Below are 15,316 nucleotides of genomic sequence, written 5' to 3'. Positions count from 1 at the left end.
ATCAGTGTCCTTTCCCACAAGCTTCGATTGCCGCTTCGCGCGCCTGAAGCCAGGCGTTCCAGTGCTTTTGAAAATGTGCTTGCAGCTTGACCAGCGTCCCGGTTCGTAGCTGCTTATAAACTTGGAATCGGGTGACGAGGAGGCGTGGCTGTCGCTCGGCTGCCATGCTATGACCGGCTTCCAAATCCTCAGCCATACCTGCCTCAAGCAACTCAGTCGCAGACTCCTCTACACCCGAAAGGATGACTACAGGTGGTGGGGCCTGGCCCAACAGCTTGCGTAGATTGTCATCACCCAGGCGCCGAGGCCCGTCATGGTCGGTAGGTTCTCCAGACCAGTGGCGCAGGGCGATGCTTAGCACATCACCAATCGGCTCGATCGAACGCCAGTCAATGCCGCCAAGCCCCACACACGCTAATAGCAGCATGATGGTTGCGGATTCCATCAGTTCCACCGTGCGAGGCCCAATACGCAGCGCATGCTTGGCATTGATGCCTTCGGTCTGGGGATACATCATCTGCTCGAAAAGAAGCAGGCGGGCATCTGGATCTTTGTCTAAATCGGCTCGCCAGATCTGCCACTTTTCTGCCACGGCAGTCGACAAATCATGGTCAGCGATCTCGTTCAGCTTCTTATCGACGCAAATCTGGAGCTGATGCCATACAAGATCATTCATCGCGCTATGAAGCGCATCCGACTCGTCTTTGGTGTTTGCGGGGAAGGAGAGTTCGCGCCCCATGGCGCAAGAAAGTGCCTCGGAATTATCAAACCATGGGAGGTCATCGAGATCACGGTCAGTGTCACCAAGCGTACTCCTCAATTCATTGTGCGCACCTTGGCGCCAGGCGGGCTCCCCCAAAAGCATGGATTCACTGCCCTTTTTCAGATGCAACGCCAGTCGAAGGATGGCGGAGGGCAGCGTGAGCGCCTTGGTGGGGCGGGCATATTTAGCATGCAGTCGAAGCCGCCTGTTCGGAATGCTCTCCGCCCAGTGATGGCTAACGATTTGCTCGGCAGGGCTACGATGAGGAACGGTCGGTGTACTGCCGATGTCGTGCGTGCCGGTGACCGTCCAACTTTGACCGGGTATAGGGTTTGCCAGGTACTGCGTCCAGGTCTGAACACCTGGTAGAAGCAACTTCTGTAGGTGCTTGGCCGCGGTATGGCAACTCACCGCGTTAGTATCAGTGGTGCTGTCCGCGATATAGTCCAGCAGCACACTCAAGGCCATGGCTGAGTCACTGAAATGTCTATCTAGCGACTCACGCGCTCTTACCTCCAATGTACTTTCATCGCCAATACAGTGGATTTCCAGCATCCGCATCTTTTCGACGATATGGGCCCAGTCAATGAACCCGCACCACGTGGTCAGCCACGTATAGACATTCTGGGTGGGCTTATCATCGCGCTTGGAAAGCCCCGCAAGATCTACGCCATCCTTGCGACAGAGATCCCACACCTCGCGCAGATGGGTGATCTTGATAATGTCCTTACCCTTGCCCTTGATCAGAACCTCAGGCCCGGGCAGAGTCAACGAAAAGGTGCGCCTGGACGGTTTCACGCCGATACCGGGCGGTTGCCAGGTCGCCAGACTCTTAAACACTTTTTCGAGCTCTGAGTCGAACTCATCATCAGATGGCGCCTTGGGTTTTTCTTCGGCGGTCGCGGTTTCCGTGATTTTGGTGGCTTTCGCGGTCTTGCGTGGCTTGTAGGAAGCTAGATAGTCAGCCTTGTCCAGGTGCTTTTCACTGAAGCCGCTGGTTTGCCGCTTGATTTGCAGGTGCTCCCAGTGTTCATCACTGTGATAAATGACCACATCGTCCCATTCAGCAATACCGCCTTGCTCGGCGCCAATGCCTAAGGGGGCAGGGCGCCCATCCAGAAATTTATCCACCATGTCCGACAAATGCTGAGCAATCACCAGCTTTTCGTAGCGGCCTTTCTGCTCAAGCCGGAACCTTCTAATCATTATGAATCCCTTCAAGCGATTCGGCGCGCGGGGCACCACTGGCAGGTGGCCCCGTATAGTAGCGAGACGGCTTGGCCGAAGGAACTGCAGGTTATGCACAAATTGGTAGCGCTTACGGATATTTTTTTAGAGCGCAGGCGGATAAGGCTGGGGGTTTTTAAATTGTGTTTTTTGGGTTTTTCGTAGGTGAGTGTCGGGCGCTACAACGCCGAACCGAGCACGCACTTGGCCATCCTCCACCAAGTAGGTCAGTATCTACATGCTGAGTTGGGGCGCTGGGGATGGCGACCACGCTGGGCGAAAGATCGCGCAGCACCGATCAATGCTCGCGTGGAGAAGGTGCCCCTTGTCCATTTTTTCGTGCGATTTGGCCGCATCGCGCAATTATCGCTATCGACAACCGGTTTGAATGTGTCGACGAAGAAAGACCAAAGAAGCAGCCCTACACGGTTACAGGACTATGTTTTCGAACTCCACTAACGTGCGGTTCGACGACAGCGGTGCAGATCTGGGAGCGCTTGACCAGCTCGTGTTGGCCAGGAATCGGGCGCAGCACCCAGGAAGTCTGACACGTGTCACTCCAACGCATGCAGCGACGGATCTGAAGAAGCATTAAAGCCCCTTCTTCCTTGCTGAGCATGAACGCGACTTACTCGCTCACCTCGAAGTAGGCGGTTTTGATTTGGATTCGATGTGGATGATCAAACCCACTCTGCACGTCGATGCGGAAAAGCTCGATACAGTCCTTAACGAGGTCGAGCGCTTGGCTGTGTGGTTCGATCAAGCCTGCTTCGATTGGCTTTACGGTCCTAGGCAGGTAGACATCAACGATCAAAGTTAGAGGCATCCCCGAAACTGCCGGCATCACCCGCCGCGCATAACAGTGCGATGCCATACGATGTATTTCTACATCGTATGACGATGATGGTCGAATGCCCGCACCGGTTAGATCTGAGGTCCCCGCTCACGAAACTATGTACCATTAGGGTAAAAGTCTTTGTGAGCCGGGGCTTTTGTTTGAAGCGCTACAACGACTTAGCCGTTGAACACGTCATCCACGCTTTTCAGCGGGTAGTTCTTCGGATACGGCAGGGTGGCCACACCGGTCTCGATGGCGGCCTTGGCCACAGCGTCGGAGATCAGGGTGATCAGGCGCTTGTCCATTGGCTTCGGAATGATGTACTCACGACCGAATTCCAGCGGGGCACCGCCGTAGGCGTCGCACACATCCTGTGGCACAGGCAGCTTGGCCAGTTCACGCAGGGCGTTGGCGGCAGCCACTTTCATTTCTTCGTTGATGCGCTTGGCGCGAACGTCCAGAGCACCACGGAAGATGAACGGGAAGCCCAGTACGTTGTTGACCTGGTTCGGGTAGTCCGAACGGCCGGTGGCCATGATCACGTCGCTACGGGTGGCGTGCGCCAGCTCCGGGGAGATTTCCGGATCCGGGTTCGAGCAGGCGAACACGATCGGGTTGGCAGCCATCGACAGCAGGCCTTCAGCACTCAGCAGGTTCGGACCGGACAGGCCGACGAACACGTCAGCGCCTTTCAGAGCGTCAGCCAGGCTGCGCTTGTCGGTGGCGTGAGCGAACACGGCTTTGTACTGGTTCAGGTCGTCACGGCCGGAGTGAATCACGCCGGTGCGGTCAACCATGAAGATGTTTTCGATGCGTGCGCCCATGCTCACCAGCAATTTCATGCAGGAGATGGCGGCTGCGCCGGCGCCCAGGCAGACGATCTTGGCGTCCGGCAGGGTTTTGCCAGCGATTTCCAGGGCGTTGATCATGCCGGCAGCGGTCACGATAGCGGTGCCGTGCTGGTCATCGTGGAATACCGGAATGTCACACTGCTCGATCAGAGCGCGTTCGATCTCAAAGCACTCAGGCGCCTTGATGTCTTCCAGGTTGATGCCACCGAAGGTGATGGAGATGCGTTTTACGGTGTCAATGAAGGCTTGCGGGCTTTCGGAGTCGACTTCGATGTCGAAAACATCGATGCCGGCGAAGCGCTTGAACAGCACGCCTTTACCTTCCATGACGGGCTTGGAAGCCAGTGGGCCGAGGTTACCCAGACCCAGAATCGCGGTGCCATCGGAAATGACTGCAACCAGGTTGCCCTTGCCGGTGTATTTGTAGGCCAGTTCAGGATCGCGAGCGATCTCACGCACTGGTTCAGCTACGCCGGGGCTGTAGGCCAGCGACAGGTCGCGGGCGGTAGCAGTGGCCTTGGTGAGCTCGACACTCAGCTTCCCTGGACGAGGATGGGCATGATATTCGAGAGCGGCAGTTTTCAGATCAGACATTTTGGCATTCCGCTTTTTACTGTTGGACAGACTGGTCAGCGAGGATACGCGCCTCGCAAAGTCCCCACAAGACTGAGCGGTCACCACTGTCAAGCGCCCTGCCCTACGACTTTGGGCCAAGAGCCACGTGGCACAAGGGCTTGACTGTTCACAATCGACAGAAAAAATGTCTACAATTTTTCTTCAGCGGGAAATTTGCAGCATCGAAGGATCAGTCAGCGGCAACAGCCAACGCGACTGACCCGATTGCAATCCGCCGCGCCGCGAACGATCGACCACCCAACCGCGCGCTTCGATCTGCTTGCCCTTCAGCGCTTGCAGGCGGGCATTGTCGAATTGTCCGACCAGATTGGGTGCAACGCGCAATACAAGCGAGTCCTGCAACTCGATCCAGATTCCGCCACGATTGCGTTGCACCTTGCTCACACGACCGCTGACCACGGCGAAACCCGAGCGCTCGATCTGCTCTGCTTTCAGTACAGGTGAGTGTCGCCAGATACCCAGTCCAGCCTGTCGCGCACTGCGCTCGGCGGCTTGCTGACAGGCGACCAGATCGACATTCGGTGCCACGGCGACTTGAAAACCGAGGCCGTCGGCGAGCATCTGAGCTTCGAGATTGCTGCCGCTGACGCTATAGAGGTGGGCAAGCGTACGCCCATAATGGTCTTTCGCTTGCTTGCCGGGGAGTAAACCGACGCGTCCGCCGCTGTCAGCTACCAATGTTTCCAGGCGTTTGCGTGCCATCACGGCGAAGGGTTCGTCGCTGCGGCCCTGTTTGCCCAGTTCAGGCGTATTGAGACCGACCATGCGCACGCTGCGGCCGTCGCTCAGGCGCACCGTGTCGCCATCGACAACGCGCTGCACCGCGACCGTGGATAATCCCGCAGGCGCGAGGCAGAAGGCGTGCGCAGCGGACAGCCAAATCGCGGACACAAAAAAGGCGCCCGCGAGGGACGCCTTTTTCAGCAGTGAGGAAAAGCCCACCGGGCTCTTCAACCTTACTCTGCAGCAGCAGGTTTCTTGCCGAAAGCACCGAAACGGTCGGCGAAGCGCTGAACGCGGCCGCCAGTGTCCAGAGTCTTTTGCTTACCGGTGTAGAACGGGTGGCATTCGTTGCAAACGTCGATCGACAGGGCTTTGCCGAAGGTCGAACGAGTTTCGAATTTGTTACCGCAGCTGCAGGTAACAGCGATTTCTGGGTAGTTCGGGTGGATATCAGCTTTCATGGTGTCTTCCTCAGCTAGCGTGCCGCCATCCAACACTATTGTTGAATACCGCACGTAATTAGGCCGCGGATTCTACCAGACAATGTCAATCACGCAAGCTGTCCCTTAGACCGACCGTCTGCTAGGCTCCCGGCCTTGTTCACCGTCCGAAATCGAGATCCCCCCGCGTGCCCGACGCCATTCTGCGCCTCGCCCTGCCTTCGCCCTTGCGCCGCCTGTTCGACTATCGAGCCCCGGCCGGCGTGCTGCGTGCCCAATTGCAGCCGGGTATGCGCTTGCGGGTGCCGTTCGGCCGGCGGGAGATGATCGGGATTCTGGTCGAAGTGACCGATACCAGCGAAGTACCGGTGGAAAAACTCAAACCGGCGCTGGCCTTGCTCGATGCCACCCCGCCGCTGCCCCCAGCGCTGTTCAAGCTGTGCCTGTGGACGTCGCAATATTATCAGCACAGTCTCGGCGACACCTTGAGTTGGGCGCTGCCGGTGCTGTTGCGTCAGGGCGAACTGGCCGAGGCCCGCCAGGAACGCTTCTGGTCAATCGTTCCCGGCGCCAGTGTGGATGATCCGCGCATCGCCCGAGCACCGCGCCAGCGTGAGGCGCTGACAACGCTCGCCCAACACCCGCACGGCGTTGCCCATCAGTTGCTGAGCAAACTGATGTTGAGCAAGGACAGCCTCGACCTGTTGCTGGCGAAGAATCTGGTCCAGGTTGAAATCCGTCGCCACGCACCCGGCGCGCGCCACGAGCATTGGCTCGCACAGCCGGAGTTGCCGCTCAACCCCGAGCAGCGCGCCGCGTATGAGGCGATTCGCGCAGGCTTCGACAGTTATCACGCGTTCCTGCTGGCCGGCGTCACGGGCAGCGGCAAAACCGAAGTCTATTTGCAACTGATCCGCGAAACCCTCGAAGCCGGCAAACAGGCGCTGGTGCTGATCCCGGAGATCAACCTCGGTCCGCAGACGCTGGCGCGCTTCGAGCAACGTTTCAACGCGCGGATCGCCCTGATCCACTCGGCCGTCAACGATCGCGAGCGCCTCGAGGCCTGGCTCGCCGCCCGCGACGGCGAGGCCGACATTATTATCGGCACCCGCTCGGCACTGTTCACCCCGATGAAGAATCCGGGGTTGATCATCATCGACGAAGAACACGACGGCTCCTATAAACAGCAGGAAGGCTTGCGCTACCACGCCCGTGATCTGGCGCTGGTGCGCGCACGACAGGAAAACATCCCGATTGTCCTCGGCTCAGCCACGCCTTCGCTGGAGAGCCTGCACAACGCCTACACCGGCCGTTATGGCCTGCTACGCCTGAACGAGCGGGCCGGCGGTGCCAAGCAACCGCGCTTCCTGCGTCTGGATGTGAAAAGCCGCCCACTGGACAGCGGGATTTCCGGGCCGATGCAGCAAGCCATTGGCCAGACCCTGGCAAATGGGCAACAGGTGTTGGTATTCCTCAACCGTCGCGGTTTTGCACCAACGCTGCTTTGTCACGATTGCGGCTGGATGTCCGAATGTTCGCGCTGCGATGCGCGGATGACCGTGCACCAGCGCCACGGCGAACTGCGCTGCCACCACTGCGGCTACGTCGAACGCACCCCGCGCCAGTGTCCGAAGTGCAACAAGGTCGATCTGCGCCCCGTCGGCGCCGGCACCGAGCGTGCTGAAGAACGCCTGGCGATTCTGTTCCCCGATTACCCGGTGCTAAGGGTCGACCGCGACAGCACTTCGCGCAAGGACGCGATGAATCAGCTGTTCGCAACGATTCAAAAAGGTCAGCCGTGCATTCTGGTCGGCACCCAGATGTTGGCCAAGGGGCACCACTTTCCGCGAGTGACGCTGGTGTCGATCCTTGATGCCGACGGCGGGCTGTTCTCCGGCGACTTCCGCGCCAGTGAGCGCATGGCGCAGTTGATCGTGCAGGTTGCCGGGCGTGCCGGGCGCGCGGAGGAGCCGGGCAAAGTGATCATCCAGACCCACCTCGCCGACCATCCTTTATTGGTGCAACTGACCGAACAGGGTTACTTCGCCTTTGCCGAACAGGCCTTGAGCGAGCGCCGCGCTGCCGGGCTGCCGCCGTTTGCGCATCTGGCGTTGTTGCGCGCCGAAGCACACAAGCCGGGGCAGGCTGAAGGTTTTCTCGATGAGGCGTGCAGCGAGGCTGAGCGCTTGTTGGCTGAGCAGAATTTGACCGGCATCGAACTGCTGGGGCCAGTGCCGGCGCCGATGGAGCGTCGTGCCGGGCGTTATCGCGCACAGCTACTGTTGCAAGCGACAGCGCGAGCGCCATTGCATCGGTTGCTGGCCAGTTGGTTGCTGGTGCTTGAGCAAATGCCAAGCGGGCGGGCGGTGCGCTGGTCTCTGGACGTCGATCCGGTCGATTTGTACTGAAAATCTAAAAATCGCAGCCTGCGGCAGCTCCTACAGAAGGATTCGCATTTATCTGTAGGAGCTGCCGCAGGCTGCGATCTTTTGCTCTTAATGTCACCACATATCCATAAGCTGCCTGCTAAGGTTGGCAAGGCCGTCTTCGCAACGGATAATGCCCAGTTTTTCCACCCGCGCATCGATGCGCCGCCGCGCTTGCGGTCGAAAGAGAAGACCATGAAAGACACCATTCGCCAGCTGATCCAACAAGCCCTCACCCAACTCGTCAACGAAGGTGTGTTGCCTGAAGGCCTGTCGCCGGCGATCCAGGTGGAGAACGCCCGTGACAAGACTCACGGCGACTTCGCCAGCAACATCGCGATGATGCTGGCCAAGCCTGCGGGCATGAAGCCGCGCGATCTGGCGGAAAAAATCATCGCCGCGCTGCCGGCCGACGAGAACGTCACCAAGGCCGAAATCGCCGGCCCGGGCTTCATCAACTTCTTCCAGAACACCCAGGCCCTGGCCAGCCGCCTCGACACCGCCTTGGCCGACGCCCGTGTTGGCGTGCGCAAGGCCGGCCCTGCACAACGCACCGTGGTCGACCTGTCGGCACCGAACCTGGCCAAAGAGATGCACGTCGGCCACTTGCGTTCGACCATCATTGGCGACGGCGTGGCGCGCGTTCTCGAATTCCTCGGCGACGAAGTGATCCGCCAGAACCACGTCGGCGACTGGGGCACCCAGTTCGGCATGCTGATGGCTTACCTGCAGGAAAACCCGATCACCAGCGATGAGCTGTCCGATCTGGAAAACTTCTACCGTGCCGCCAAGCAGCGTTTCGACGAGTCCGCAGAGTTTGCCGACCGCGCCCGTGGTCTGGTGGTCAAGTTGCAGGCCGGCGATGCCGAGTGCCTGGCGCTGTGGACCAAGTTCAAGGACATCTCGCTGTCGCACTGCCAGAAGATCTACGAACTGCTCAACGTCAAACTGACCATGGCCGACGTGATGGGCGAAAGCGCCTACAACGACGACCTGATCAACGTGGTCAACGACCTTAAAGCCGCTGGCATGCTGGTCGAGAGCAACGGCGCTCAGTGCGTGTTCCTCGACGAGTTCAAGAACGCCGATGGCGACCCGTTGCCGGTGATCATCGTCAAGGCTGACGGCGGTTACCTCTACGCCACAACCGACCTGGCGGCCGTGCGCTACCGCAGCGGCAAACTGAAAGCCGATCGCGCGCTGTACTTCGTCGACCAGCGTCAGGCCCTGCACTTCCAGCAAGTGTTCGCCGTGGCGCGCAAGGCCGGTTTCGTGACCCATCCGATGGAGATGGAACACATGGGCTTCGGCACCATGAACGGCGCAGATGGCCGTCCGTTCAAGACCCGTGACGGCGGCACCGTAAAGCTGATCGATCTGCTGACCGAAGCGCAAGAGCGCGCCTACAACCTGGTGAAAGAGAAGAACCCGGAGCTTGCCGAAGAAGAACTGCGCAACATCGCCAAGGTCGTCGGCATCGGCGCAGTTAAATACGCCGATCTGTCCAAGCACCGCACCAGCGACTACAGCTTCAACTTCGACCTGATGCTGAATTTCGAAGGCAACACCGCGCCATACCTGTTGTACGCCTACACCCGCGTGGCCGGCGTGTTCCGCAAACTGGGCAAGGACTTCAGCGAAGTCGACGGCCAGATCGTCCTCGAAGCGGTGCACGAACAAGAGCTGGCGGCGAAGCTGGCGCAGTTCGGCGAAGTGCTCAACAACGTGTCCGACAAAGGCACCCCGCACATTCTCTGCACTTACCTGTACGACGTTGCCGGCCTGTTCTCCAGCTTCTACGAGAACTGCCCGATCCTCGCCGCCGAAACCCCGGCACAGATGCAGAGCCGTCTGCGCCTGGCCGCACTGACCGGTCGCACCCTCAAGCAAGGCCTGGAGCTGTTGGGTCTGGAAACTCTGGAGCGTATGTAAGTTGGCTGCCAAGAAAAAACCTGCACCCAAGCGTGGCGCCAGCCGTTACCAAGCTCCTGCCAAGCAACCGATTCCGGGTTGGCTGTGGATGGCCATCGGCCTGACGGTCGGTGCGTTCATCGTGTTTCTGATGAAGCTGGAACCGGGCAAAGGCAGTGACACGGTCAAGCGTGAGAAGGTCGAGCAACAGCAGAAAGCGTCGAAAATCGCCGAGGCCAACAAGACCCCGCCAAGTCCGACGCAACCGGTGAAGCCGAAGTACGATTTCTACACCCTGCTGCCGGAATCGGAAGTGATCGTGCCGCCGGACGCCGTGCCGGAGAAAACCCTGCCGACGCCACAAGTGCCGGCCATCCCGACCACGCCGGTGACCCCGGCGGAAGCGGCGAAGATCGACACCGCACGCGCTCAGGCAGCACTGGCCGGGATTACCCCGCCGCCAGCACCTCCTGTCAGCAAAGCGGCACCCGTGACCAAGTTCTTCCTCCAGGCCGGCTCTTTCCGCAAAGAGGCGGATGCGGACAAGGTGCGCGCGCAGATCATTCTGCTTGGCCAGGCCGTTTCGGTTGAGTCGGGCACGGTGAAGGACGAAACCTGGTACCGCGTACTGGTCGGCCCGTTCAGCAACCGCGAACAACTGACCACCGCGCAGAAACAACTGGCCGGCAGCGGTTTCAGCAACCTGTTGTTACAACAACGCCAGAGCCGCTAACGCTCTCAAAGGTCACCTGCAACTTGCAGGTGACCTTCAAATTCTGTGGCGAGGGGATTTACCCCCGTTCAGCTGCGCAGCAGTCGCCATACCTGCATCTCAAGTTGTACCTGATACACCGTATGTGTCGGTTTCAGGACCGCTTCGCACCCCAACGGGGATAAAGCCCCTCGCCACAGTCATTACACGCCATTCGTCTCCCATTGCCCTCCCCGGTTGAAATCCTCTCCACCACCCCCATATGAATGGGCATAAGGCATTTTCGCCCCGCAGTGTGGAGACTCTTCCCTTGACCACCATCGTTTCAGTCCGCCGTCACGGCAAAGTCGTCATGGGCGGCGACGGCCAGGTTTCTCTCGGCAATACCGTGATGAAAGGCAACGCGAAAAAAGTGCGTCGCCTGTACCACGGCCAGGTCATCGCCGGTTTTGCCGGTGCCACCGCCGACGCCTTTACCCTCTTCGAACGTTTCGAAGGCCAACTTGAGAAACATCAGGGCCACCTGGTGCGCGCCGCTGTCGAACTCGCCAAAGAATGGCGTACCGACCGCTCCCTCAGCCGCCTCGAAGCCATGCTCGCGGTCGCCAACAAGGACGCCTCGCTGATCATCACCGGCAACGGTGACGTGGTCGAACCCGAAGACGGCCTGATCGCCATGGGTTCCGGCGGCGGCTACGCACAAGCTGCGGCCAGCGCACTGCTGAAAAAGACTGACCTGTCGGCCCGTGAAATCGTCGAAACCGCCCTCGGCATCGCCGGCGACATTTGTGTATTTACCAACCACACTCAGACCATTGAGGAGCAGGATCTCGCTGAATAAGCCTGACGCGGCCCTGTGCCACGGCTTGTTTCTGCTTGAGGACCGTCAACTACTATGTCCATGACTCCCCGCGAAATCGTCCACGAACTCAACCGCCATATCATCGGCCAGGACGATGCCAAGCGCGCCGTCGCGATTGCCTTGCGCAACCGTTGGCGCCGGATGCAGCTGCCTGAAGAGCTGCGCGTTGAAGTGACCCCGAAAAACATCCTGATGATCGGCCCGACCGGTGTCGGTAAAACCGAGATCGCCCGTCGTCTGGCGAAACTGGCCAACGCACCGTTCATCAAGGTCGAAGCGACCAAGTTCACCGAAGTCGGCTACGTCGGCCGTGATGTCGAATCGATCATCCGTGATCTGGCCGATGCCGCGATCAAGATGCTGCGCGAGCAGGAAATGACCAAGGTTCGCCACCGCGCCGAAGACGCCGCCGAAGACCGCATCCTCGACGCACTGCTGCCGCCGGCACGCATGGGCTTCAGCAACGAAGAAGCGCCAAGCTCGGATTCCAACACTCGCCAGCTGTTCCGCAAGCGCCTGCGCGAAGGTCAGCTGGATGACAAGGAAATCGAAATCGAAGTCGCTGAAGTAGCCGGCATCGAGATCGCCACGCCGCCGGGCATGGAAGAGATGACCAACCAGTTGCAGAGCCTGTTTGCCAACATGGGCAAGGGCAAGAAGAAAGCTCGTAAGCTCAAGGTCAAAGAAGCGCTGAAGATGGTGCGCGACGAAGAAGCCGGGCGTCTGGTCAACGAAGAAGAGTTGAAGGCCAAGGCCCTGGAAGCCGTCGAGCAGCACGGTATCGTGTTCATCGACGAAATCGACAAAGTCGCCAAGCGTGGCAACGTCGGCGGCGCTGATGTGTCCCGTGAAGGCGTACAGCGCGACCTGCTGCCGCTGATCGAAGGCTGCACCGTCAATACCAAACTGGGCATGGTCAAGACTGACCACATCCTGTTCATCGCTTCTGGTGCCTTCCACCTGAGCAAGCCGAGCGATCTGGTGCCTGAACTGCAAGGCCGTCTGCCGATCCGCGTCGAACTCAAGGCCCTGAGCCCGGAAGACTTCGAACGCATCCTCAGCGAACCGCATGCCTCGCTCACCGAGCAATATTGCGCACTGCTGAAAACCGAAGGCCTGAACATCCAGTTCCAGCCAGAGGGCATCAAGCGTCTGGCGGAAATCGCCTGGCAGGTCAACGAGAAGACCGAGAACATCGGGGCCCGTCGCCTGCACACGCTGCTTGAGCGTCTGCTCGAAGAGGTGTCGTTCAGTGCCGGCGATCTGGCCAGCGCCCATGATGACAAGGCCATCCTGATCGACGCTGAATACGTCAACAGCCACCTCGGCGAATTGGCACAGAACGAAGACCTGTCCCGTTATATCCTGTAGGTCACTTCTCCCTGTAGAGCTGCCGCAGGCTGCGATCTTTTGATCTTGTTTTTTGAAGAGCAAAGTCAAAAGATCGCAGCCTTCGGCAGCTCCTACAGGGTGTTTCACTCAGTCGGATGACCTGCAATGACTACTACCCCCACCGACATCAAACTGCACAAAGCCTCTAAAACCCTGACGCTCACCTACGCGTCCGGCGAGGAATTCACCCTGCCGGCCGAATTCCTGCGTGTGCATTCCCCCTCCGCCGAGGTCCAGGGCCACGGCAAGCCGATCCTGCAATTCGGCAAGCTCAACGTCGGCTTGACCAAGCTGGAACCGGCCGGTCACTACGCACTGAAACTGACCTTCGACGATGGCCACGACAGCGGCCTGTTCACCTGGGACTATCTCTACGAGCTGGGGCGTCGTCATGACGCACTCTGGGCCGATTATTTGGCCGAGCTCAAAGCCGCCGGCAAAACCCGCGACCCTGACCAGTCGATCGTAAAGCTGATGCTCTAGTCCAAGCGTCTTGCTCTTTAGAGGGCATTTTCTAAATTCATCTGTTTGAATGCTCTGCTGCGTGGTCGAGGATCGGCCTGCTTGCGAAAAAAATTAAACTCGGGTAACCAATGGAGCTGGCAAGTTCCCTGCAATGCTCTACGACTGTAAAGCAGCTATGCAGAATTAACGGTCACCCGAGCAGTAGTACCTGGCATTGGCTGTGGAACTGCACAGCAGAAAACCGGGTACTCGTCTCAGGACAATGGAGCGTCGTAGATGAGTAACAAGAATAACGATGACCTGAAGTACCAAGCCTCGGAAAACACCCTGGGGCTTAATCCCGTCGTTGGGCTGCGCGGAAAGGATCTGCTGGCCTCTGCTCGTATGGTGCTGAAACAGGCCATCAGACAACCTATCCATAGCGTCAAGCACGTCACCCATTTCGGCCTTGAACTGAAGAACGTGCTGTTAGGCAAATCCGAACTGCAACCGGCCGGCGATGACCGTCGCTTCGCCGATCCCGCGTGGAGCCAGAACCCGCTCTACAAACGTTATCTGCAAACTTACCTGGCGTGGCGCAAGGAACTCCATTCCTGGATCGACGACAGCAGCCTTTCACCCAAAGACATCGCCCGTGGCCACTTCGTCATCAACCTGATGACCGAAGCCATGGCCCCGACCAACACGGCGGCCAACCCGGCGGCGGTCAAGCGCTTCTTCGAGACCGGCGGCAAGAGCCTGCTCGACGGGCTCTCGCATCTGGCCAAGGATCTGGTGCACAACGGCGGCATGCCGAGCCAGGTCAACATGGGCGCGTTCGAGGTCGGCAAGAGCCTGGGCGTGACCGAAGGCGCGGTGGTGTTTCGCAACGATGTGCTGGAGCTGATCCAATACAAGCCGATCACCGAGCAAGTCCACGAGCGACCTCTGCTGGTAGTGCCGCCACAGATCAACAAGTTCTACGTATTCGACTTGAGCCCAGACAAGAGTCTGGCGCGTTTCTGCCTGCGCAATAACGTGCAGACGTTCATCGTCAGCTGGCGCAACCCGACAAAGGCGCAGCGCGAGTGGGGCCTGTCGACGTACATCGACGCGCTCAAAGAGGCGGTCGATGTGGTCACCGCGATCACCGGCAGTAAAGACATCAACATGCTCGGCGCCTGCTCCGGCGGCATCACCTGCACCGCCCTGCTCGGCCATTACGCAGCGCTTGGCCAGAAGAAGGTCAATGCCCTCACGCTGCTGGTCAGCGTGCTCGACACCACCCTGGACAGCGACGTTGCCCTGTTCGTCGATGAGCAGACCCTTGAGACCGCCAAGCGCCACTCCTATCAGGCCGGCGTGCTCGAAGGCAAAGACATGGCCAAGGTCTTCGCGTGGATGCGCCCCAACGACCTGATCTGGAACTACTGGGTCAACAATTACCTGCTCGGCAACGAGCCACCGGTGTTCGACATCCTGTTCTGGAACAACGACACCACACGGTTGCCGGCAGCGTTCCACGGCGACCTGATCGAGATGTTCAAAAACAATCCACTGATTCGTCCCAATGCACTGGAAGTGTGCGGTACACCGATCGACCTGAAACAGGTAACGGCGGACATCTTCTCGCTGGCCGGCACCAACGACCACATCACCCCGTGGAAGTCCTGCTACAAGTCGGCGCAGTTGTTCGGCGGCAAGGTGGAATTCGTGTTGTCGAGCAGCGGACATATCCAGAGCATTCTGAACCCGCCGGGCAACCCGAAATCGCGTTACATGACTGGCGAAGAAATGGCCGCCAATGCCAATGACTGGCAAGAGAACTCGACCAAGCACACCGATTCCTGGTGGCTGTACTGGCAGGCGTGGCAGGCCGAGCGTTCGGGCAACCTGAAAAAAGCCCCGACCAAACTGGGTAACAAGGCGTATGCGCCAGGTGAAGCATCGCCGGGCACTTATGTACACGAGCGGTAACTGACACACCTCACTTCCATTGTGGGAGCGGATCTGTGGCGAGGGGATTTATCCCCGTTGGGTTGCGAAGCGACCCCAAAACCGACTGACGCGGTATTTCTGAAGCACCGCGTG

11 protein-coding genes and 1 pseudogene are annotated in these 15,316 nt (G+C 59.2%); 8 read left to right on the top strand and 4 right to left on the bottom strand.

Going from position 1 to position 15,316, the window contains the following annotated elements:
* Position 1: 1 nt before the first annotated feature.
* Entirely contained in the window at positions 2–1,969 is a 1,968-nt protein-coding gene (locus PSH79_RS02005) for an ABC-three component system protein (protein WP_305440980.1), read from the bottom strand.
* Between the two features lie 198 nt (positions 1,970–2,167).
* On the opposite strand from PSH79_RS02005, the pseudogene PSH79_RS02000 reads away from it, so the two are divergent.
* Positions 2,168–2,421 (top strand): annotated as a pseudogene (locus tag PSH79_RS02000) (SOS response-associated peptidase family protein); the annotation flags it as partial.
* Between the two features lie 583 nt (positions 2,422–3,004).
* Here PSH79_RS02000 and PSH79_RS01995 read toward each other — a convergent pair.
* The 3 genes from PSH79_RS01995 to rpmE all read right to left on the bottom strand — a co-directional run bounded on the left by PSH79_RS01995 (position 3,005) and on the right by rpmE (position 5,499).
* Complete coding sequence (locus tag PSH79_RS01995) at positions 3,005–4,273, bottom strand: malic enzyme-like NAD(P)-binding protein (protein ID WP_305440978.1); 1,269 nt, start codon at positions 4,271–4,273, stop codon at positions 3,005–3,007.
* Positions 4,274–4,456: 183 nt separating this feature from the next.
* Positions 4,457–5,257: a thermonuclease family protein gene (locus tag PSH79_RS01990; RefSeq protein ID WP_305440976.1), complete on the bottom strand. Its 801-nt coding sequence runs from the start codon at positions 5,255–5,257 to the stop codon at positions 4,457–4,459.
* A 14-nt stretch (positions 5,258–5,271) separates the two neighbouring features.
* On the bottom strand, positions 5,272–5,499 hold the full coding sequence (rpmE, locus tag PSH79_RS01985) for a 50S ribosomal protein L31 (RefSeq protein ID WP_123530569.1): 228 nt from the start codon (positions 5,497–5,499) through the stop codon (positions 5,272–5,274).
* Positions 5,500–5,666: 167 nt separating this feature from the next.
* Between rpmE and PSH79_RS01980 the strand changes: the two genes are divergently transcribed.
* The 7 genes from PSH79_RS01980 to phaC all read left to right on the top strand — a co-directional run bounded on the left by PSH79_RS01980 (position 5,667) and on the right by phaC (position 15,202).
* Positions 5,667–7,886: a primosomal protein N' gene (locus tag PSH79_RS01980; RefSeq protein ID WP_305440972.1), complete on the top strand. Its 2,220-nt coding sequence runs from the start codon at positions 5,667–5,669 to the stop codon at positions 7,884–7,886.
* Positions 7,887–8,099: 213 nt separating this feature from the next.
* On the top strand, positions 8,100–9,836 hold the full coding sequence (argS, locus tag PSH79_RS01975; RefSeq protein WP_305440970.1) for an arginine--tRNA ligase: 1,737 nt from the start codon (positions 8,100–8,102) through the stop codon (positions 9,834–9,836).
* Position 9,837: 1 nt separating this feature from the next.
* The gene (locus tag PSH79_RS01970) at positions 9,838–10,548 is read left to right on the top strand and encodes an SPOR domain-containing protein (RefSeq protein ID WP_186531910.1); all 711 of its coding nucleotides are present in this window, start codon (positions 9,838–9,840) and stop codon (positions 10,546–10,548) included.
* 289 nt (positions 10,549–10,837) lie between these two features.
* Entirely contained in the window at positions 10,838–11,368 is a 531-nt protein-coding gene (gene hslV, locus PSH79_RS01965; protein ID WP_016984593.1) for an ATP-dependent protease subunit HslV, read from the top strand.
* Positions 11,369–11,422: 54 nt separating this feature from the next.
* On the top strand, positions 11,423–12,760 hold the full coding sequence (gene hslU, locus PSH79_RS01960; protein WP_187679593.1) for an ATP-dependent protease ATPase subunit HslU: 1,338 nt from the start codon (positions 11,423–11,425) through the stop codon (positions 12,758–12,760).
* Positions 12,761–12,886: 126 nt separating this feature from the next.
* Positions 12,887–13,264 carry a DUF971 domain-containing protein gene (locus PSH79_RS01955; protein WP_305440969.1) on the top strand — a complete coding sequence of 126 codons (378 nt, stop codon included), beginning with the start codon at positions 12,887–12,889 and terminating at the stop codon, positions 13,262–13,264.
* Positions 13,265–13,522: 258 nt separating this feature from the next.
* Positions 13,523–15,202, top strand: coding sequence for a class II poly(R)-hydroxyalkanoic acid synthase (phaC, locus tag PSH79_RS01950; protein WP_187679591.1), 1,680 nt, complete (start codon positions 13,523–13,525; stop codon positions 15,200–15,202).
* Positions 15,203–15,316 lie beyond the last annotated feature (114 nt).

The organism is Pseudomonas sp. FP2196, assembly GCF_030687715.1.
Lineage (GTDB): Bacteria > Pseudomonadota > Gammaproteobacteria > Pseudomonadales > Pseudomonadaceae > Aquipseudomonas.
Note: the sequence above shows the minus strand (reverse complement) of the source record. Positions and strands in the feature narration are given on the sequence as shown.